The organism is Weissella viridescens, assembly GCF_014789145.1.
GTDB classification, from domain to species: Bacteria; Bacillota; Bacilli; order Lactobacillales; family Lactobacillaceae; genus Weissella; species Weissella viridescens.
Genome location: NZ_CP061835.1, coordinates 656,031 through 678,000, shown reverse-complemented (window position 1 = coordinate 678,000; position 21,970 = coordinate 656,031). Strand labels below are relative to the sequence as shown.

General features: G+C 42.3%; 17 protein-coding genes, 2 tRNA genes, 3 rRNA genes and 1 riboswitch. Of the genes, 1 reads left to right on the top strand and 21 read right to left on the bottom strand.

The genetic code is table 11. From position 1 onward, the window contains the following. Positions 1–33: 33 nt before the first annotated feature. The 19 genes from IE337_RS03420 to guaB all read right to left on the bottom strand — a co-directional run bounded on the left by IE337_RS03420 (position 34) and on the right by guaB (position 18,954). The gene (locus tag IE337_RS03420) at positions 34–306 is read right to left on the bottom strand and encodes a DUF1292 domain-containing protein (protein WP_191136776.1); all 273 of its coding nucleotides are present in this window, start codon (positions 304–306) and stop codon (positions 34–36) included. 52 nt (positions 307–358) lie between these two features. Next, positions 359–649 carry a DUF1292 domain-containing protein gene (locus tag IE337_RS03415; RefSeq protein ID WP_112468473.1) on the bottom strand — a complete coding sequence of 97 codons (291 nt, stop codon included), beginning with the start codon at positions 647–649 and terminating at the stop codon, positions 359–361. A 15-nt stretch (positions 650–664) separates the two neighbouring features. Next, positions 665–1,099, bottom strand: coding sequence for a Holliday junction resolvase RuvX (gene ruvX / locus IE337_RS03410; RefSeq protein WP_057747212.1), 435 nt, complete (start codon positions 1,097–1,099; stop codon positions 665–667). Continuing rightward, positions 1,099–1,347, bottom strand: coding sequence for an IreB family regulatory phosphoprotein (locus tag IE337_RS03405; protein ID WP_191136775.1), 249 nt, complete (start codon positions 1,345–1,347; stop codon positions 1,099–1,101). Before IE337_RS03405 ends, ruvX begins: the two co-directional genes overlap by 1 nt. 38 nt (positions 1,348–1,385) lie before the next feature. Further along, the gene (gene alaS / locus IE337_RS03400) at positions 1,386–4,034 is read right to left on the bottom strand and encodes an alanine--tRNA ligase (protein WP_191136774.1); all 2,649 of its coding nucleotides are present in this window, start codon (positions 4,032–4,034) and stop codon (positions 1,386–1,388) included. A 321-nt stretch (positions 4,035–4,355) separates the two neighbouring features. Then, positions 4,356–5,705, bottom strand: coding sequence for a DEAD/DEAH box helicase (locus tag IE337_RS03395; protein ID WP_191136773.1), 1,350 nt, complete (start codon positions 5,703–5,705; stop codon positions 4,356–4,358). After that, entirely contained in the window at positions 5,698–6,648 is a 951-nt protein-coding gene (locus IE337_RS03390) for a DHH family phosphoesterase (protein ID WP_057747220.1), read from the bottom strand. The genes IE337_RS03395 and IE337_RS03390 overlap by 8 nt, the downstream gene beginning before the upstream one ends. 48 nt (positions 6,649–6,696) lie before the next feature. Then, positions 6,697–7,806 (bottom strand): DNA polymerase IV, encoded by a 1,110-nt coding sequence (gene dinB, locus IE337_RS03385; RefSeq protein WP_191136772.1) that lies wholly within the window; start codon positions 7,804–7,806, stop codon positions 6,697–6,699. 61 nt (positions 7,807–7,867) lie between these two features. Continuing rightward, positions 7,868–8,263: a preprotein translocase subunit YajC gene (gene yajC, locus IE337_RS03380; protein ID WP_191136771.1), complete on the bottom strand. Its 396-nt coding sequence runs from the start codon at positions 8,261–8,263 to the stop codon at positions 7,868–7,870. A 20-nt stretch (positions 8,264–8,283) separates the two neighbouring features. Then, positions 8,284–9,432 (bottom strand): tRNA guanosine(34) transglycosylase Tgt, encoded by a 1,149-nt coding sequence (gene tgt, locus IE337_RS03375; RefSeq protein ID WP_057747223.1) that lies wholly within the window; start codon positions 9,430–9,432, stop codon positions 8,284–8,286. Between the two features lie 144 nt (positions 9,433–9,576). Continuing rightward, positions 9,577–9,649: transfer RNA gene (locus tag IE337_RS03370), tRNA-Val, on the bottom strand. A gap of 4 nt (positions 9,650–9,653) precedes the next feature. Next, positions 9,654–9,770 (bottom strand): 5S ribosomal RNA (gene rrf, locus IE337_RS03365). Between the two features lie 96 nt (positions 9,771–9,866). Continuing rightward, positions 9,867–12,783: ribosomal RNA gene (locus tag IE337_RS03360) — 23S ribosomal RNA — on the bottom strand. A gap of 273 nt (positions 12,784–13,056) precedes the next feature. Beyond that, positions 13,057–14,634, bottom strand: a 16S ribosomal RNA gene (locus tag IE337_RS03355). The 16S, 23S and 5S rRNA genes sit together here with 2 tRNA genes alongside, the layout of an rRNA operon. A gap of 217 nt (positions 14,635–14,851) precedes the next feature. Then, positions 14,852–14,923: transfer RNA gene (locus IE337_RS03350), tRNA-Gly, on the bottom strand. Between the two features lie 77 nt (positions 14,924–15,000). Further along, positions 15,001–16,053, bottom strand: coding sequence for a tRNA preQ1(34) S-adenosylmethionine ribosyltransferase-isomerase QueA (queA, locus tag IE337_RS03345; protein WP_191136770.1), 1,053 nt, complete (start codon positions 16,051–16,053; stop codon positions 15,001–15,003). A 5-nt stretch (positions 16,054–16,058) separates the two neighbouring features. Then, positions 16,059–17,066, bottom strand: coding sequence for a Holliday junction branch migration DNA helicase RuvB (gene ruvB, locus IE337_RS03340; protein WP_191136769.1), 1,008 nt, complete (start codon positions 17,064–17,066; stop codon positions 16,059–16,061). A 14-nt stretch (positions 17,067–17,080) separates the two neighbouring features. Beyond that, positions 17,081–17,677 carry a Holliday junction branch migration protein RuvA gene (gene ruvA / locus IE337_RS03335; protein WP_057746548.1) on the bottom strand — a complete coding sequence of 199 codons (597 nt, stop codon included), beginning with the start codon at positions 17,675–17,677 and terminating at the stop codon, positions 17,081–17,083. Between the two features lie 122 nt (positions 17,678–17,799). Then, positions 17,800–18,954 carry an IMP dehydrogenase gene (gene guaB, locus IE337_RS03330; RefSeq protein ID WP_057746544.1) on the bottom strand — a complete coding sequence of 385 codons (1,155 nt, stop codon included), beginning with the start codon at positions 18,952–18,954 and terminating at the stop codon, positions 17,800–17,802. A 64-nt stretch (positions 18,955–19,018) separates the two neighbouring features. Then, positions 19,019–19,117: riboswitch (purine riboswitch) on the bottom strand. A gap of 158 nt (positions 19,118–19,275) precedes the next feature. On the opposite strand from guaB, the gene IE337_RS03325 reads away from it, so the two are divergent. Next, positions 19,276–20,517 carry an MFS transporter gene (locus tag IE337_RS03325; protein ID WP_191136768.1) on the top strand — a complete coding sequence of 414 codons (1,242 nt, stop codon included), beginning with the start codon at positions 19,276–19,278 and terminating at the stop codon, positions 20,515–20,517. An 11-nt stretch (positions 20,518–20,528) separates the two neighbouring features. Here IE337_RS03325 and IE337_RS03320 read toward each other — a convergent pair whose 3' ends face one another. Together IE337_RS03320 and IE337_RS03315 are read right to left on the bottom strand one after the other, a co-directional pair. After that, complete coding sequence (locus tag IE337_RS03320) at positions 20,529–21,176, bottom strand: DUF1361 domain-containing protein (RefSeq protein ID WP_191136767.1); 648 nt, start codon at positions 21,174–21,176, stop codon at positions 20,529–20,531. Positions 21,177–21,192: 16 nt separating this feature from the next. After that, entirely contained in the window at positions 21,193–21,864 is a 672-nt protein-coding gene (locus IE337_RS03315) for a YigZ family protein (RefSeq protein WP_191136766.1), read from the bottom strand. Between the last annotated feature and the right edge of the window lie 106 nt (positions 21,865–21,970).

The following is a 21,970-nucleotide window of genomic DNA, read 5'->3' as shown; positions in this document are numbered from 1 at the left end:
TTACAAAAAAAGACACCCATTGGGTGTCTTTTTTTAAAGTTGACCAGCGTCAAGAATAGTATTCATAACTTCTTCAACCATCTCAAATTCGGTATCCGTTTCAATTTCTGACAAAGCATCTGCTGCATCAGCATTCTTATCATATCTAAATGGTAATAATTCAATATCGCTTGCATCACTTTGGTCAGCGGCCCGTAAAACAATGTACGATCGGCTACCGTCATCTAAATCAAAGTTAAATAACTCAACAAATTGAGCAGCATTGCCGTCTTCATCATAAAGTGTGAACATTTCTGGATTATCCATATGTGCCTCCTTGACTAAAAAAGTAGTTGTCATACTGACAACTACTTTCAGATTATTCTTCTTCTTCTAAATCATCGATGAATTGATTTAGCTTTTCTTCAACCATAGCTAATTCAGCATCATCTTCAATTTGATCTACAACACCCTCAGTGCTTTGTTCAGTTTGTTCTGGATGAAAAATAAATGGGTACATATCAACTGGTTCTTCAAAATCAGCACCAGCTGGGTAAACAATAATGTAGTCTTTATTAAATTCATCACTGTGGAATGTAAATAGAACCTCAAACAGTTCTTCATCCCCTTGCTCATTTGTTAGTGCAATTACATTTTGTTCGTCTTCCATAATCGTAACCTCCTTTTAATTTACCAAAGATCCTTTCCGATCTAAATAGTTTTGTAAAATTAACGCAGCAGCCAATTTATCAATGACTTTTTTACGCTTTTTACGTGACGTATCCGCCTCTTCAATCAACATACGTTCGGCTTCAACCGTTGTCAAACGCTCATCTTGAAAATCAATTGGTAACCCAAAATTTTCTTTCAATAATTCTCCGTAGGCCTGTGCTGCTTCAACACGTGGTCCTGAAGTATTGTTCATGTTTTTAGGTAACCCAAGTACAAAACCGGATGGTTGATATTCTTTTACCAACTCAGTCATACGGTCCATACCAAATTCATTATTGTCTTCATCAATTGGGATAATTTCAACACCCTGTGCTGTCCATCCCAAAACGTCTGAAACTGCCACACCAACCGTTTTTGAACCAACGTCTAATCCTAATAATCTACCCATTACTTATCCAAATAGTACTTGACTAATGCTTCAATAATTTCGTCTCGCTCAAATTTGCGAATCAAATTACGGGCATCGTTAACACGTGGAATGTAAGCTGGATCATTTGAAATTAAATATCCAACAATTTGATTTATAGGGTTATACCCTTTTTCCTCAAGTGCAGCATAGACTGTCTCGAGCATTTTACGGACGTCATGATCTTCATTAAAGTTTAAATTAAATAATTCTGTATGATCTGAACTCATCACAAACTCCCTTCGTTTGTTACATTAAGCCGTATTGATTACTTTTCAGCTAACCAAGTGCTTGCATCTGCAAAGGCTTTTTGAATACCTTCTGGATTCTTACCACCGGCTTGTGCCATATCGGGACGGCCACCACCACCACCACCGATAGCGGGAGCAATCTGCTTAATTAAGTCACCGGCTTTAATACCGGCTTTAACACCTTCTGGACTAACTGCTACAAGTAAGTTAACTTTATCACCCAAGTTAGCTGCTAAGACAAGTACTTCTGATGGTTGTGCTTGCTTCCATGAATCTGCGGCACTACGCAACCCGTCCATTGATTCAACTGAAAGTTCAGCTGTGATTAAAGTATGGGTCCCAATTGTTTGGACATCATCAAAGGCTGAAACAGCACTTTGTGTTGCTAATTTTTGCTCGAGAGCAGTTGCTTGACGCTCAGCATCCTTGAGGCTGGCTTGAAGTGTTGCAATCTTATCATTAATTTGACTTAATTGCGGTGCTTTCACTTGTTCAGCTGCCTTATTCAACCAAGCATCATGTTGCTTAAATAGCTTCATTGCACCTTCACCAGTGACGGCCTCAATACGGCGAACGCCCGCACCAACACCTTGCTCGCTGACAATCTTAAAGATTCCCAATTCAGCCGTTGAGTTAACGTGTGTACCACCGTCAAATTCGGCATTGAAATCGCCAATTGAAACAACTCGAACCGTATCTCCATATTTTTCAGAGAATTCAGCAACAGCACCCATTTTCTCAGCTGTTTCCTTATCAGTCTCAATCCATGAAACTGGCAGATTTTCAATAATTTTAGCGTTAATTAAGTCTTCAATTTCTTGCAACTTTTCAGCTGGAACAGCTTCATTGTAACTGAAATCATAACGCAGATTATCTGCGGTCACAAGTGATCCTGCTTGCGTTGAACGGTTACCAAGAATATTACGGATTGCTTGGTCCAACATGTGTGTTGCGGTGTGGTTCTTTGAAACAGCCGTATGATAAGGAACGTCAACTGCCAAGTGATAATGTTCATTCACAGACATTGGCGCCTTAACATCAAGCGTGTGTAGGTGTTGTCCATTTGGTGCCTTTTGCACGTCAACAACTTCGGCAACTACTTCTTCAGCACTATTCAGAACAACACCACGATCAGCTACTTGCCCACCCATCTCAGCATAGAAAGGTGTCTTATCAAATACCGCAACAATTTGTCCTGAATCAGCTGATTCAGCTAACATATCATCAAAGATAATGTTAACCAAAGTCGCATCTTCAACTTCAAGATCAGTCCAACCAACATATTCAGACTCAGTGTATAGGTCAGTCAACAGACCATCTTGAATCCCCATTGACGCCTGCTTACCACGTGCCGCACGAGCACGGTCTTGTTGTTCTTTCATTGCAGATTCAAAACCAGCTTCATCGACTGTCAAACCATTGTCTTGGGCCTCCTCAATGGTGATTTCCAATGGGAAACCATACGTATCGTACAACTTAAACGCAACATCCCCATCAATCACACCACCATTTTGCTTGGCGTCATCCATAACATTCTGAAGCAATTGCAAACCTGCTGTCAGTGTCTTGTTAAACCGGTTTTCTTCCTTTTCAACAATTGAAGCAATATAATCCGCATTTTCCAATACTTCAGGATAATAAGATTGCATAATTTGCCCAACAACCGGCACTAAGTTTTTCAGGAAGACTTGGTTAATTCCCAAACGGCGCCCGTGAACAACCGCGCGACGAAGCAAACGACGGATAATATATCCACGTCCTTCATTTGAAGGCAATGCACCATCACCGATGGCAAATGTCACTGCGCGAGCATGATCAGCAATCACCTTGAATGAAACATCCAGCTCAGGATCATCACCATACTTCTTACCATCACTCATTCCTTCAATCGCATGAATGATTGGTAAGAATAAGTCAGTCTCAAAATTGGTATCGGCATGCTGGAAAACAGATACAAGTCGTTCAAGTCCCATCCCCGTATCAATATTCTTATGTGGCAATTCAGGATAATCCTTATTGTCAGTTAATCCAGGTAAGTGGTTATATTGTGAGAACACAATATTCCAGATTTCCAAATAACGTTCGTTCTCACCACCCGGATAATTTTCTTCGTTGTCGTCTGGATCGTACTTAGATCCGCGATCGTAGAAAATTTCAGTATCAGGACCAGATGGACCTTCACCAATATCCCAGAAGTTGTCAGGTTCTTCATAAAGATGATCCTTAGGCAATCCAACGACGTCTAACCAAATTTGCTTAGATTCGTTGTCATCTGGATAAACCGTAACATATAATTTTTCTGGATCAATATCATACCATTCTGGGCTAGTAAGTAGTTCCCAGGCCCATGGAATCGCATCTGTTTTGAAGTAATCCCCAATTGAAAAATTCCCCATCATTTCAAACAGCGTATGATGACGAGCTGTATGCCCAACATTTTCAATATCATTAGTACGAATTGCCTTTTGTGCATTGGTAATGCGTCGATTTTCTGGAATAACACTTCCGTCAAAATACTTCTTTAGCGTTGCTACCCCCGAGTTAATCCAAAGCAAGCTTGGATCATCTTTTGGAATCAAGGATTGTGATGGTTCAATTGCATGCCCCTTACTTTCAAAAAAGCGAAGGAACATCTCACGCGTTTCAGCTGATGATAATTCTTTCATGGATATAAGCCTCTTTCTTTTTAAATTAAAAAAAGACAGTCGATTGCAATACGGAGACGCTAGAACGCGGTACCACTCCGTTTGCAATGACTATCTATATCATTACCTCTTTAAAATCGTTAACGCCGATTAACGGTCTGCTTTCACAAACACTTTCGTGAGGGAGCATGAACTTAATTTCGCATTACTTCCACCAACCGTAATGTCTCTGTATATCGAATTAGAAAATTCTCATCCTCTTGAAACATTATAGCATATTGGTTGATTGAGTGGTACCACATTTCGTCGGAAACCGTCTCAATAATCTGATGCTATATAAACTTATTTTGACTTACGTGATTTACGTGTTGCACGTTGTTGTTGACGATCTTCAACTCGCTTTTTATAAGCCGCGTCACGTGCAATTTCACTTTTAATACGATGCTTATAACCAGGCTTCACATTCTTCTTCTTCTTCTTGACCATACCAATCATCGTGGGATCAAGTTTCTTTGTTGACTTGGTACGTTGCGTTCGACGGCGACGATCAGCAACTGCTTTTAGCTCTCCCTTAGACAAAACCATTGGCTCAAACTTAACTCCCATGTTTTCGACTTCGGTTACCTTTGCATCTTCGTCTGGAGAATACAAGGTAATGGCAGTCCCTTCTGCCCCATTACGTCCCGTACGTCCAACACGGTGCACAAAGAATTCAAGGTCGTTTGGAATACCATCATTAATAACCAGCGAAACACCTGGGATATCAATTCCCCGAGCAGCTAAGTCTGTTGCAACGACATATTGATAATCAAGATGTTGAATTTGTTGCATGGTCCGTCGACGTTCACGTGGTTGAATGCCACCATGAATTTCAGCAACCTTGAGACCACGTTCCTTCAATTGGCGTGCAAGTTCATGGGCGCGTTCTTTCGTATTCGCGAACACTAAAGCCATGTATGGATTTCCCATTGTTAGCAAATTAAAAATTAATTCATCCTTTGCCTTACCCTTGGTATCCATTAAGACATTTTGAATGGTTGGAGAAATAACTGTTTCAGCTGGAATTTCTTCAACAACAGGATTGTTAAGATACTTCTTCAAAAATGGTTGTAACTTTTGAGGAATTGTTGCTGAGAAGACAAGCATTTGCAAGTCTTCTGGCATCGCTCCGGCAATTGCGTCAACTTCATTCAAGAATCCCATATCCAAAGTCATATCAGCTTCATCGACCACTAAGGTATGTGCTGTATGAATATTCAATGCACCACTTTGATACAAATCTTTAATTCGACCAGGAGTTCCAATAACGATTTGTGGTTGGTTCGACTTTAATTGTTGGATTTGACGATTCTTATCAGTTCCACCAACAAATAATCCAATACGTGGCTGTTCATCTTCGGGGAATTGATCCGCAATTTGCTTTGAAGCTTGGTAAATTTGTTGGGCCAATTCACGTGAAGGTGTTGTAATCACGGCTTGGACTTGTTGCTTTTTGACGTCAAGCTTTTGGAAAATAGGTAGCAAAAAGGCGTGCGTCTTTCCTGATCCTGTTTGTGATTGTCCAACCACTGATCGTCCCTGTAAAATCACCGGAATTAACCGGGCTTGAACTGGCGTTGGATCATTAAAGTGGATGGCATCAAGCGCGCGATAAATTTCATCACGCAAATGATAGTCATTAAAATTAGCCATTGTTGTGCTCCTTTAGTAATTGATTCATTTCATAAATAATGTCTTCTAGTTCTGCATCATTTTGAGCAATAGCTCCTGATGCCAATGGATGTCCACCGCCACCGTGACGCTTAGCAATGTCATTAATTGGAATTTCGCGAGACCGTAACCGAGCACGATAGAAACCTTCGTCTTGTTGCTCAAAAACGGCCCAAGCTTTTGCAGCGTTAATTTTTCCCATTAAGGGCACAATAAACGCCGTTCCAAAATCCCCCAAATCAAAGGATTCTAAAATTTCGTTAGTCAACACGATATAGTTGAATCCCTCATCGGTTAGGGTCATATGCTCATAAACATACCCAGAAACTTTTGCTGCCTCGGGTGAAATTGTATCCATCATTTGATTCAATTTCGTCCAGTCAAAATTAAACTTCATTAAATCCGAAACTGTGGCCATTGTACGTGAATCAGTTGCATATAGAAAACGACCTGTATCGCCAACAATTCCAGAATAAAGGCAAGCAGCACCTTTATCTGATAGTTTTAATTCATTTTCAAATTCTTTATAGAACGAGAATACCAGTTCAGAAGATGATGAGACTGATGTATCAACCCACGAATAATCACCATATGGCTCGTCGTTTGGATGATGATCAATTTTAATGAGGGTTTTCCCTTCTTCGTAACGTTGATCATCTACACGAGGCTCATTCGCTGTATCTGTCACGATGACCAAAGCATCTTCATAAGTTGCATCATCAATCGTATCCATGTCCCCCATCCATTCTAAGCTGTGGACTTGCTTTCCAACTACATAAACTCGCTTATCTGGATAAGTTGTACGGATAATTTCAGCCAAGCCCATTTGTGATCCGACTGCATCTGGATCAGGACGTTGGTGTCGATGAATAATAATTGTATTTGCGGCTTTAATTTGCGCTAAAATTTGTGTTTGTGCTGTCATAATATGTCCTTTAATTCTCTGTTCCTTTAAGTATAACACAGGGCTCACTTAGCTCTCGTATAAACTCAATGTAATATTTTCAAATGAAATCGGTGTCAGCCCAGTTACCGTCAGCCCGACTAATCTTAAAGGCGTTGTATAGCCACCGATTTCTTCCAAAATATCTACGGCTAAGTTGTAAATCACATTGGGGTCATTTTCAATAAAATCATTAAAGGTTGCCCGATGGGTCGTCGTATTAAACATTTCATCTCTCAATTTTAAAACTAATGTTTTACCATGCATCTTTTTATTCTTCAAAGCCTGAACAACTTCTTTTGCAATACTTCGGATTTCATCCAACGTTTCTTGTTCCGATCGAACTGGAGGGTTGAATGTATGTTCTTTACCAATTGATTTACGTTGTCGCTCATACTGGACTGGTCGATCATCAATTCCACGAATCCGTTGATACAATTCAAACCCTTGTTTACCGAATTCATCAATTAATGTATCTTGGCTGAGTTGGTATAAATCATTGCCATTTTCAATATGCAATTCATGCATGCGTTCTGCTGTTTTTGTCCCCACACCTCGAATTGATTCAATCGGTTGGGCATCTAAAAATGGTCTAATATCTTCCATTCTGATTACTGTTAAGCCAGCGGGCTTGTTATGTTCAGAAGCAAGTTTGGCAAGGAACTTATTAAACGAAATGCCAACTGAGGAAGTGAGTGCCAGTTCATCAAAAATTTTCTGTTGTAAACGATGTGCAATGGTAACTAAAGACTCCTCATAATCAGATAAGTCTAAATATGCTTCATCAAACGCAATCGGCTCAATTTTATCAGTAAATTGGTGAAAAATGCCGTGCACTTGTTCTGAAACTTTTCGGTATTTATCAAAATCCGGTGTCACAAATACAGCTTCTGGTGCTTTTTCTAGCGCTTCAGCAGCACTCATGGCAGAATGAACACCTACTTGACGCGCGTGATAATTTGCAGTAGCCACCACACCGGTCCCGCCAGTCTTACGTGGGTCTCTGGCTAGAATCACCTGTTCATCTTGTAATGCAGGATTATCTCTAATTTCAATTTGTGCATAAAAGGCATCCATATCAATATGTAAAATTTTACGACTTGCATCAATTTTTAAAGGGAATTGTAACCATGCACACATGTCTTCGCCTCACTATACAAATGAAAAGAGACTCAAAGAATAATCTTTGAATCTCTTTAGATTACTTATCTTCTTGCTTTTCGGCAGCTTTGGCACCATTTTCATCGGCTGAATCAATCAATTGTTCTGTTTCTGACACAACGTCCACTTCTTCAGGTATGTCGTCATCAACATGATTTTCAACTAATTCTTCATCTGTTTTGATTGGTTCAACTGTACGTACAGCACTCATTTCATATGTTAAGAATGAGCCGTCCGCGTCAAGCGCAACCGTCTTGTGGTCCTCACTAACTGAAACAACCTTAGCGTGTAAACCACCAATGGTAACAACTTCATCACCAGGCTTAATTGATGCCAAAAGTTCTTTTTGCTTTTCTTGACGTTTCTTTTGAGGACGAACCATCATGAAGTACATCAAAACAATCAGCAATAAAATCATAAGTAGGGAACTATTCATAGTAATACCTCTTTCTCTTGTTAGAATAAACGTGCATTCTTTTTGTTATAACCATAGTTTTCCATTAGTTCAGCTCTGAAGTCCAATAGACGATCTTCAGCAATTGCTTGACGCATATCTTCCATTAACTTTAATAGATAACGCAGATTGTGTACACTCGCAATGTTTTGCCCTAATAGTTCGTTTGCATTAAACAAGTGGTGCAAGTAAGCCTTTGTATAATGCGTTGATCCGTAGTCATCTAAATCTAAATCAATTGGTGAAAAGTCATTTTTATACTTAGCATTTGTGATAACCACTCGTCCATGCTTAGTCATTAATGTACCATTACGTCCGATTCGTGTTGGTAGCACACAATCAAACATATCAATACCACGCATAACGCCATCCACAAGTGAATCAGGCGCTGCGACTCCCATCAAGTATCGTGGCTTATTTTCTGGTAACCAAGGCACAGTAAAGTCAAGAACACGATTCATTTCTTCTTTAGACTCACCAACTGATAATCCACCAACCGCATATCCCGGCAAATCCAAAGAAACCAAATCATTAGCAGATTGCTTACGCAATTGCTTAAATCCTGCTCCTTGCACAATACCAAATAACGCTTGATCTTCAGGACGCTTGTGTGCCGCCATGGCTCGTTCGGCCCAACGTGATGTACGTTCAACTGAATTTTTTACATAATCATAAGTTTCAAAATATGGAATTGCTTCATCTAATTGCATCATCACATCAGAACCTAAATTATTCTGAATGCGCATAGCAACTTCCGGTGAAAGGAACATTTTTTCGCCATTCAAGTGGTTTCTAAATGTTACCCCCTCTTCGCTTATCTTATTATGTTGTGAAAGTGACCAAACTTGGAATCCACCTGAATCAGTTAGGATTGGCCCATCCCAATCCATGAATTTATGCAAGCCACCCGCTTGGGCAATTAATTCATCACCTGGGCGTAACCATAAATGATATGTATTTGCTAAAATAAATTGTGAATGAATTTCACGTAATTCACGAGTTGAAACGTTCTTAACAGTTGCTTGAGTCCCAACGGGCATAAACATTGGCGTCATTACTTCACCATGAGGCGTTGTAATTTTTCCAAGCCGGGCTCCAGTATGCTTCTCAACGTGCAACAATTCATATTTTACTGCATAATCTTCTGCCATTTTCTACTCCTTTCTTTTGACGTATTTATTAATCACTTGTCTACTAGTATACCAAATTTCCATAGAAATATCTGCTTTGATTAACTTACTGTAAAATAAAAAGGTTACTCCACTAATAACATCAGCAAAGTAACCTTATTCGAATGGACGATACAGGGATCGAACCTGTGACCCCCTGCTTGTAAGGCAGGTGCTCTCCCAGCTGAGCTAATCGTCCATATGCATTGCAACGTCCTATCCTCGCAGGAAGAGATCCTCCAACTACTTTCGGCGCTATTGAGCTTAACTTCTGTGTTCGGTATGGGAACAGGTGTGACCTCAATGCCATCATCACAACACGGTGTTGATGAGACTTACGTCTCTCAAAACTGAATCATATTATGTCTCTTATTTTCATTTCACTAATTGAACCGTACACCAACGTTTTGTTCAACTTGGTTAAGTCCTCGAACCATTAGTACTAGTCCGCTCCATGCGTCGCCGCACTACCACTTCTAGCCTATCTACCTTGTCATCTACAAGGGGTCTTACTTCATAAAGAATGGGAAATCTCATCTCGAGGCGAGTTTCACACTTAGATGCTTTCAGCGTTTATCTCATCCGTACATAGCTACTCAGCGATGCTCCTGGCGGAACAACTGATACACCAGAGGTACGTTCACCCCGGTCCTCTCGTACTAAGGGCAACTCCTCTCAAATTTCCTACGCCCGCGACGGATAGGGACCGAACTGTCTCACGACGTTCTGAACCCAGCTCGCGTACCGCTTTAATGGGCGAACAGCCCAACCCTTGGGACCGACTACAGCCCCAGGATGCGATGAGCCGACATCGAGGTGCCAAACCTCCCCGTCGATGTGGACTCTTGGGGGAGATAAGCCTGTTATCCCCAGGGTAGCTTTTATCCGTTGAGCGATGGCCCTTCCATGCGGAACCACCGGATCACTAAGCCCTACTTTCGTACCTGCTCGACTAGTCAGTCTCACAGTCAAGCTCTCTTGTGCCTTTACACTCTGCGAATGATTTCCAACCATTCTGAGAGAACCTTTGGGCGCCTCCGTTACCTTTTAGGAGGCGACCGCCCCAGTCAAACTGCCTGCCAGACACTGTCTTCCACCACGCTTAGTGGTGTGAGTTAGAGTGGTCATACAACGAGGGTAGTATCCCACCTGTGCCTCCATCGAAACTAGCGTTCCGACTTCAACGGCTCCTACCTATGCTGTACAAGCTGCACAAACACTCAATATCAAGCTACAGTAAAGCTCCATGGGGTCTTTCCGTCCTGTCGCGGGTAACCCGCATCTTCACGGGTCTTTAAATTTCACCGAGTCTCTCGTTGAGACAGTGCCCAGATCGTTACGCCTTTCGTGCGGGTCGGAACTTACCCGACAAGGAATTTCGCTACCTTAGGACCGTTATAGTTACGGCCGCCGTTTACTGGGGCTTCAATTCATACCTTCGCTTGCGCTAAGCACTCCTTTTAACCTTCCAGCACCGGGCAGGCGTCAGCCCCTATACGTCATCTTACGATTTTGCAGAAACCTGTGTTTTTGATAAACAGTCGCCTGGGCCTATTCACTGCGGCTCAGCTTTCGCTGAGCACCCCTTCTCCCGAAGTTACGGGGTCATTTTGCCGAGTTCCTTAACGAGAGTTCACTCGCTCACCTTAGGATGCTCTCCTCGACTACCTGTGTTGGTTTGCGGTACGGGCAGGTAAACACTAACTAGAAGCTTTTCTTGGCAGCGTGACATGGCGGACTTCCCTACTTTATTTCGGTCCTCATCATAACTTGTCCTTAAAGAGTCAAGCATTTAACTCAACTCAAGACTTGTTATTTAACCCAGCATATCCATCAGCTGGGATCCGTTAGCCTTCTGCGTCCCTCCATCGTTCAAACATGTTCACCTGGTACAGGAATCTCAACCTGTTATCCATCGACTACGCTTCTCAGCCTCGCCTTAGGTCCCGACTAACCCTGGGAGGACGAGCCTTCCCCAGGAAACCTTAGTCATACGGTGGACAGGATTCTCACCTGTCTTTCGCTACTCATACCGGCATTCTCACTTCTATGCGCTCCACCAGTCCTCACGGTCTGACTTCATCGCCCATAGAACGCTCTCCTATCGCGCCACTTACGTGGCACCCGTAGTTTCGGTGGTGTGTTTAGCCCCGGTACATTTTCGGTGCAGAATCACTCGACTAGTGAGCTATTACGCACTCTTTAAATGGTGGCTGCTTCTGAGCCAACATCCTAGTTGTCTATGCAACTCCACTTCCTTTTCCACTTAACACACACTTAGGGACCTTAACTGACGATCTGGGCTGTTCCCCTTTCGACAATGGATCTTATCACTCACTGTCTGACTCCCGGACATACGTGATTGGCATTCGGAGTTTATCTTAATTTGGTAACCCTAGATGGGCCCCGCACCAAAACAGTGCTCTACCTCCAACACGCTTCATTCCGAGGCTAGCCCTAAAGCTATTTCGGAGAGAACCAGCTATCTCCAAGTTCGATTGGAATTTCACCGCTACCCACACCTCATCCCAACATTTTTCAACATGTACGGGTTCGGGCCTCCAATGCGCTTTACCGCATCTTCACCCTGGACATGGGTAGGTCACCTGGTTTCGGGTCTACAACAACATACTTAAGCGCCCATTTCAGACTCGCTTTCGCTACGGCTCCGGTCTTTCCACCTTAACCTTGCATGTTATCGTAACTCGCCGGTTCATTCTACAAAAGGCACGCTATCACCCATTAACGGGCTCTAACTTCTTGTAGGCACATGGTTTCAGGAACTTTTTCACTCCCCTTCCGGGGTGCTTTTCACCTTTCCCTCACGGTACTGGTTCACTATCGGTCACTAGGGAGTATTTAGCCTTGCGAGATGGTCCTCGCGGATTCCGACCGGATTTCACGTGTCCGGCCGTACTCAGGATCCTACACGGGAGATTGCTTACTTTCGCATACGGGGCTATCACCCTGTCTCGCTCAGCTTCCCAGCTGATTCTGCTAATAAACAATTTTGTAACTCCACAATGGTAGTCCTACAACCCCAACATGCAAGCACGTTGGTTTGGGCTCTTCCGATTTCGCTCGCCGCTACTGTCGGAATCGATTTTTCTTTCTATTCCTGTTGCTAATGAGATGTTTCAGTTCACAACGTCTACCTTCAATTTAGCTATGTATTCACTAAATGATAACTTGTATAAACAAGTTGGGTTTCCCCATTCGGAAATCTCCGGATCAAAGCTTACTTACAGCTCCCCGAAGCATATCGGTGTTAGTCCCGTCCTTCATCGGCTCCTAGTGCCAAGGCATTCACCATGCGCCCTTAATAACTTAACCTATCAACTTGCGTTGATGATTCAAGTTTGAGTATTGTGGCTCAAAGGCCACAAGCGATTTAAACTAATTTAAAAAACTCAAAAAATTACGCGGTGTATTTTTTCGGCTCAATTTAATTATAATAATTAATTGAAATGAATTTAAAATTTAAATATGATTCAGTTTTCAAAGATCTAAGTCCTTGTAACCCGAAGGTTACAAGTCGTTGAGTGTAAACCACTCAAAACTGAATATCGTTTCAACGCAAATATGTAGGCTTCCGATTTTCCTTAGAAAGGAGGTGATCCAGCCGCAGGTTCTCCTACGGCTACCTTGTTACGACTTCACCCTAATCATCTGTCCCACCTTAGACGGTTGGCTCCTAAAAGGTTACCTCACCGGCTTTGGGTGTTACAAACTCTCATGGTGTGACGGGCGGTGTGTACAAGACCCGGGAACGTATTCACCGCGGCGTGCTGATCCGCGATTACTAGCGATTCCGACTTCATGTAGGCGAGTTGCAGCCTACAATCCGAACTGAGACAAGTTTTAAGAGATTCGCGTACCCTCGCGGGTTAGCTGCTCGTTGTACTTGCCATTGTAGCACGTGTGTAGCCCAGGTCATAAGGGGCATGATGATTTGACGTCATCCCCACCTTCCTCCGGTTTGTCACCGGCAGTCTCACTAGAGTGCCCAACTGAATGCTGGCAACTAGTAATAAGGGTTGCGCTCGTTGCGGGACTTAACCCAACATCTCACGACACGAGCTGACGACAACCATGCACCACCTGTCACTTTGTCCCCGAAGGGAAAGCTTCATCTCTGAAGTGGTCAAAGGATGTCAAGACCTGGTAAGGTTCTTCGCGTTGCTTCGAATTAAACCACATGCTCCACCGCTTGTGCGGGTCCCCGTCAATTCCTTTGAGTTTCAACCTTGCGGTCGTACTCCCCAGGCGGAGTGCTTAATGCGTTAGCTGCGACACTTAAGGGCGGAAACCCTCAAACATCTAGCACTCATCGTTTACGGTGTGGACTACCAGGGTATCTAATCCTGTTTGCTACCCACACTTTCGAGCCTCAACGTCAGTTACAGTCCAGAGAGCCGCCTTCGCCACTGGTGTTCTTCCATATATCTACGCATTTCACCGCTACACATGGAGTTCCACTCTCCTCTACTGCACTCAAGTTATCCAGTTTCCAAAGCACTTCCACAGTTAAGCTGTGGGCTTTCACTTCGGACTTAAATAACCGTCTGCGCTCGCTTTACGCCCAATAAATCCGGATAACGCTTGGAACATACGTATTACCGCGGCTGCTGGCACGTATTTAGCCGTTCCTTTCTGGTAAGATACCGTCACACACTGAACAGTTACTCTCAATGTCATTCTTCTCTTACAACAGTGTTTTACGAGCCGAAACCCTTCATCACACACGCGGCGTTGCTCCATCAGACTTTCGTCCATTGTGGAAGATTCCCTACTGCTGCCTCCCGTAGGAGTATGGGCCGTGTCTCAGTCCCATTGTGGCCGATCAGTCTCTCAACTCGGCTATGTATCATTGCCTTGGTAAGCCATTACCTTACCAACTAGCTAATACACCGCGGGACCATCTCTTAGTGATAGCAAGACCATCTTTTAACTAATAACCATGCGGTTATTAGTGTTATACGGTATTAGCACTTGTTTCCAAGTGTTATCCCCTGCTAAGAGGTAGGTTTCCCACGTGTTACTCACCCGTTCGCCACTCTTTGCAATGTCCATCGTCATATCTGAGCAAGCTCTTCAAATCAGTTGGACCACAAAGCGTTCGACTTGCATGTATTAGGCACGCCGCCAGCGTTCATCCTGAGCCAGGATCAAACTCTCATTTTGTACTTACTCCATAAATGAAGAAAGGTTTCAAAAGCTTGATATTACTCAATTTCTCTTTTTGTTGTTTAACAGATTGTTAAACGAATTTACTAGCGAATTGACTTCGCAAATGTTTGCACCAAATAAATTTGGTGACCCTACACATTTGTTTATATCGAAACGATATTCAGTTTTCAATGATCTACTTTTTAATTTTGCTATTGAAAGCAAAATTAAAAGCGGACGACGGGAATCGAACCCGCATTCCCAGCTTGGAAGGCTGGAGCACTAGCCATTGTACTACATCCGCAAAACTATTATCTGTTGCCGAACAACAAATAATAATATACCTCATTTTTAAAAAAATGTCAACACTATTTTTGCATTTTATTTATAAATGTACATAGCATCTCCGAATGAGAAGAAACGGTAACGTTCATCAATTGCATGTTGATAAGCATTCAAAATATGCTCACGACCTGTAAAGGATGCAACAAGCATTACCAATGTTGACTTAGGTAAATGGAAATTTGTAATAAATGCATCCACAACAGTCCACTTATATCCTGGTCGAATAAAAATATCAGTCCAACCCGAGTCAGCTTCTAACTTGCCATCAAACTTTGATCCAATCGTTTCAAGCGTTCGAATCGATGTCGTACCAGTAGCCACAATCCGGCCCCCATTTGCATGTACTTCATTCAATGTATCTGCTGCCTCTTGTGACAATTGGTAAAACTCAGAGTGCATTTTATGATCATCCAAGTTTTCTTCTTCGACCGGACGGAAAGTTCCCAAACCAACGTGCAAAGTTAGTTCGACAATCTTAACACCCTTTTCTTCAACTTTCTTTAGGAGCTCCGGTGTCCAATGCAATCCAGCAGTTGGTGCAGCAGCAGATCCATTCACCTTTGAATAAACAGTTTGGTAACGTTCTTGATCATCCAATTTTTCTTTGATATAAGGTGGTAATGGCATTTCCCCCAATTCTTCTAAGATCTCTAAGAAAATACCATCATAGTGGAATTCAACCATACGACCACCATGTTCTAACTCTTCAGTAACAACACCTTCCAACTTCCCATCGCCAAAATCAATCTTTTGACCAACGCGGTATTTTTTAGCTGGTTTAATTAAAGTTTCCCATACATCGCCATGGTCTTGACGCAAAAGCAACACTTCAACATGACCACCTGTATCAGGTCGAACACCATATAGACGGGCAGGTAACACACGTGAATTATTCATCACAAGTGCATCCCCAGGGTTTAAGTATTCGATGAAGTCATAAAAATGTTTATCTTGCATATCACCAGTTTCAGCATTCATGACAAGTAGTCGTGACGTATCACGATCTTTGAGTGGGGTCTGGGCAATTAACTCTTCTGGTAAGTCATAGTCAAAATCATTTAATGTATAATTCGGAATTTCTTCAGTCATCTTCTTTACTCCTTATTTGGGTATGAAATATGTAAATGTTCATAAGCAAGTGGTGCCACTTGGCGACCACGCGGCGTGCGTTGAATAAAACCAATTTGTAACAGATAAGGTTCATACATTGACTCAATGGTTTCGACTTCCTCACCAATGCTGGCAGCAATCGTATTGACACCAACTGGGCCACCATTATAAAAGTCAATCATCGTATGTAGGATTTTGTGATCAATTTGATCCAAGCCCATTTTATCCACTTTTAGTAATTTCAGCGCATAATCAACCGTTTCGTCTGTAATTTCACTGGCCCCATTAACAATGGCAAAGTCTCGCACGCGTTTCAATAAACGGTTCGCAATTCGTGGTGTACCACGTGAACGACGAGCTAACTCGTAGGCGCCTTGTTCAGAAATACTCGTACCAAATACGTCTGCTGATCGCAAAATAATAGTTGCCAGTTCATCCGTATTATAATACGCCATATGCTCAACAATGCCAAAACGATCACGCAATGGTTGCGAGAGCATTCCCGCTCGAGTTGTCGCCCCAATTAATGTGAATGGTGGCAATGGGAAATGGACAGGGTGTGCTGTGGGGCCTTCGCCCACAATTATATCGACATAGAAATCTTCCATTGCAGAATACAACATCTCTTCCACCGGTTTTGGTAAACGATGAATTTCATCAATAAATAACACATCACCCGCATTTAGTTCATTCAGTAACGCCAACAAATCTCCCGACTTTTCAATGGCCGGACCACTGGTGGTTCGAATCCCCACCCCCATTTCATTAGCAATCACCATCGCAAGTGTGGTTTTACCTAGACCAGGTGGTCCATAGAGTAAGACGTGGTCAAGCGCTTCTTCACGTGTTTTAGCTGCTTGAATATAAACATTTAAACGTTCTTTGAGCGGCGCCTGACCGATGTATTGGTTTAACGTTACCGGTCTGAGTGACTGCTCAAATGATTGCTCAGCACCTTCGGCTGAGGCATCATGCATGATATCTTCAGTCATGTGTTACTTCTTTCTTATTGTAATAATTTAAGCCCCGCACTCACATATGCAGCCGTATCTGCTAATGCCTCAGTTTGAAGTTGCTTTTCAATGCGCTTCAAGTCTTTCTTGGCATATCCAAGCGCTTCCAACGCTTGTAAGGCTTCATCTAGGTCAGAACCGGCTTTTGGTTTTGGTACATCCAATTCAAATTGATCCATTTGAGTCTGGAATGGCAGCTCATCAACCTTATTTTGCAAATCCAAAATAATCTGCTGAGCTGTCTTCTTTCCAATACCTGGAAACTTTGTCAAAAAAGTTACATCATCATTAACAATTGCTTGCACCAAACCAGTATGATCACTACTGGCTAAAATGGCTAAGGCTGATTTTGGTCCAATACCAGAAACAGCCAATAACTTTTGGAAAAGCGTCTTCTCGTCTAGTGTCTGGAAACCATAAAGTGTTTGCTCATTGTCACGTACAATTTGTTCAACGTATACAGTGGCCACTTGTTGCTCAGTGAATGCAAACGGGTTGGCAGTAATAATACGGTAACCAACTCCGGCAACATCAACGACGATATAGCTCGGCATAACGGCAGTCACCATGCCTTTAAGATATTCAAACATGTACACTGTACCTCGTTTATTTGTTTTGTATCTGTCTTATTATAGCAGAAATTAAGTTTAAGCGAAGATACATTTCGGTCGTTAATAAAAAAATCTCTGGTCAATTGACCAGAGATTCTAGATTAATCGCGACTATAGTTTGGTGCTGACTTGGAAATTTGCACGTCGTGCGGATGGCTTTCGATCAAACCGGCATTTGTAATTTGAACAAAGCGACTCTTATCAATCAATTCATTGATATCAGCTGCACCAGTGTAGCCCATTCCTGAGCGTAAACCACCAATAATTTGGAAAATAACGCCATCTAATGAACCCTTGTACGCTGTACGTCCTTCGATTCCTTCAGGGACCATCTTGTTTGCTTCATTAACTTCACCTTGGAAATAACGATCTTTTGATCCGTTTTCCATAGCAGCGATTGATCCCATACCACGGTATGATTTGAATTGGTGACCGCTCGTTTCATCAGTAATGACTTCACCAGGTGCTTCTTCTGTTCCAGCAAGCATTGATCCGAGCATGACAGCATTTCCACCAGCAGCTAAGGCTTTAACAATATCTCCTGAGAACTTCAAACCACCGTCTGCAATAATGGTCTTGCCTTCTTTAACCGCAACCTCAGCTGCATCAAGAACGGCCGTTAATTGTGGCACACCGACACCGGCAACAACGCGTGTCGTACAAATTGAACCAGGACCAATCCCAACTTTGACGACATCGACACCAGCATCGTACAAGGCCTGTGCGCCTTCACTTGTAGCGATGTTTCCAGCAATAATATTTAATGTTGGGAACGCTGCCCGAATTTCTTCAACTTTACGGAGAATACCATCTGAGTGACCATGCGCTGAGTCCAAAACAATCGCATCAACGCCAGCATCAACTAATGCTGCCACACGCTTAATTGAGTCTGATGTTACACCAACAGCCCCGGCTACCAGAAGATGCCCGTCAACATCAGTTGCAGCTTGAGGGAAATTACCATAATCAACATCTGCCTTCTTAACCTTAGCAACTTCAGCAGCTTGTTGTTCGATTAACATATTCTTATGTACGACACCTAAGCCACCCAGTTGAGCCATACGAATTGCCAAACGCGACTCGGTCACTGTATCCATTGCTGCTGAAAGCACTGGAATATTCAACTTTAGTGATGGTGTTAATTCAACTGAAAGATCCACATCATTTGGTAAAACGTGTGATTCTGCAGGGACTAACAATACATCGTCAAAAGTTAAGCCCAACTTAGTTACTTTATCTGTACTTGAAAACGTCATAATTTCCTCCGTGTGATTGAAATCAATAAAAAAAGCATTTCTGGATACAAGTATCCACAAATGCAAGGAAATCGCATTTGCGGATTGTCGCCATTTTTGGAAGGCGGTAGAAACTTGTTAGCCATTTTCTAACAATTAAATCTGCAAACAAAAAACTTTTTCTATATCTGTTAACAATATGTCTTTTTGAATATGATACACGGTCTCAAATTTTTTTCAAGAACTTTGAGCCGATTTCCTGATAAAATTCGCATTATCGTATCAATCAGCCTATACTTAATTATATTTTCTAATCACCACATTTAGAAGGGAGTTGCTACAATGCAAGTAATTAAAACTAAATTGGCACAATTTCCCATCTGGCAACGCAACCTTTATGTACTTTGGTTTGGCGTTTTTATGATGGGGATTGGCTTTAGTGAAGTCCTACCCTTTATGTCACTCTACGTCGACACACTCGGCCACTTTACCGCCAAACAATTATCTTTTTACAGTTCACTAACCTTTTCAATTTCCTACCTCACAACAGCCCTATCCTCTCCTTTTTGGGGAAAATTAGCTGACACTAAAGGCCGTAAAATTATGCTACTCCGCGCGTCGCTTGGTATGGCAATTGTGTACGCACTAATGGGACTGGCTACTAATGTGTGGATACTGATCATCTTGCGCGGGATTCAAGGCCTCCTGGGCGGATTTGTTTCAAATGCTAATGCCATGGTTGCCACACAAACACCTAAGGCACGCTCTGGATACGCCATGGGGGTTCTTGTAACGGGTATGACCTCTGGGCAATTATTAGGGCCATTCATTGGGGGAACACTGGCAAGCTTTGTTAGTTACCGCGTTGCTTTTTTCATTACAGCGGCTATTTTCACATTAGTCTTTATGTTGGTTTTAACGTTGGTTAAAGAATCATTCACACCTGTTTCAAAAGAAGATACACTTTCATTTAACCAAGTTCTACAACTCTTGCCCAATACGAAATTGACTTTTGGCCTTTTCACCACAACCATGATTATTCAAATGGCCAATTTTTCAATCAGTCCTTTCATTGCCCTATTTGTCCGACAAATCAATGCGACGGGTCTGCCAACTACCTTTCTAGCTGGACTTGTTACTGCAATGCCTGGAATTGCAACCTTACTCGTGGCAAAACGTTTCGGTATTTTAGGTGACCGAATCGGCACTTATAAAATGATCATGATTGGCTTCTTAATCGCCTTCATGTCCTTGGTGCCCACCGCATTCGTCACAACCATTTGGCAATTAGTATTGCTTCGATTCTTGATGGGGATTTCTAACTCAACGATGATGCCCGCTGTGCAAACTCTCCTAACTAAGACTACGCCTAGCGCCATCACAAGCCGTGTATTTTCTTACAATCAGTCGTTCCAGTCAATGGGATCGGTTTGCGGACCACTTTTAGGCTCATTAGTTGCAACACAATTTGGTTATCGTGGTGTTTTCATTGCCAGTGCCGTGCTTGTCGCACTCAATGCAGGTTGGTTTTCACAGATTTCTAAAAGCTTACGTCCTCAAAAAAAAAAGACTGGTCATAATTGACCAGTCTTTTTTTATAGCTTCTTTAACATAGCATAAACGCCGAATAACATCATTTCCAAACAGGTAAATAAAATTAAGAACTTAAGTGTAAAGCCGTGATCTGTCACTAAAGCGTAGTTTAACGCTTCAACAACCCGAATCGGTTCTGTCAAAACATGCCAAGAATTTAACCGGAGATAACGGCCTAAATAAATCCCAAAGGCACTAATCGCAGATAACCCACCATAATAGACAACCGAAATCCACCAGCCTGGATTTTTGATTAGCGCATAGCGCATTTGATAAGCACTCTCGAATCCAAAAAAAGCGCCTAAGAAAATTCCTGCTGTCAAGATAACATAATTTAGTACCTGATAAATCCCTGTTAAATCTACGCCAACTGCTTGTAGATGGATATAGTCCGTCAGCATGTAAAGTGTATTCGGATAGAACAATAACCAAACTAAGGCCACCCCCAGCAGAATCCATTTTGAACCAGCCTGTGGCTTTAAATAAATATAAAGCCAAGCCAAGTCAAATGGGATAACTGCAAGAAACAGGTTCCAAATCAAAAATCTGCTTGGTGTCGGCAATTGTGTAATGACCAGCATTAAAGCAATCAATATCACATGGAGCACCACTATTCGTGCTAGTTTCTGATTTTTTATATCTGCTTGCATATATGCAACCTCTTTCCTATTTTAACGATGTTGTTTTCGCGGAAATATTACGGGAATAGGGACGCTCAACCATTCGTTCGGCGCCCACCACTATGGTAACTTTTCCTGCTAATTGATTTTCAATCGCTTGCGTAAACGCCGTAATTGCGTCTGCTTCAACCCCAACTGTTAGTACAACTTCAGTCGCATAATCAACCGCGAGAATCTGGTATTCATGTTGTTCCAGCCAATACTTGATAGTTTCAAACTGACTGTAGTCAACCGTGAGCTGAACTTCTTGTTGCTTAACTAATTCCACCAAACCAACTTCTGCGATTCCATCAGCAACTGTTCCAGCATATGCCCGAATCAACCCCCCGGCACCTAATTTCACACCACCAAAGTAACGCGTGACCACAGCCACGACATTGTGTACTTGATTGTTTTTTAATACTTCAAGCATTGGTACCCCTGCTGTACCAGCGGGTTCGCCATCATCAGAATACCGTTGCACTTCGTCTTTTTTGCCAAGTACATACGCCCAAACATTGTGGTTTGCCTTACGTTCCTGCTTTTTGATGTCATTAATGAATGTTTGCGCTTCTTCTTCATTTGCAACACGAGCAATATTCAAAATAAAGCGTGACTTTTTTATATCTTGTTCAAATACAGCTGCTTGCTGTGCAATTGTTAAATCAAGTTCTACCATACTCGTTCTCCCTTAAAACGCCTTAAAATTAATAGCTATCCACTTAGAGAGCGTTTATTAAAATCCATTTTACACAATAAAACCGCTGATATAAAGCGGTTAATCG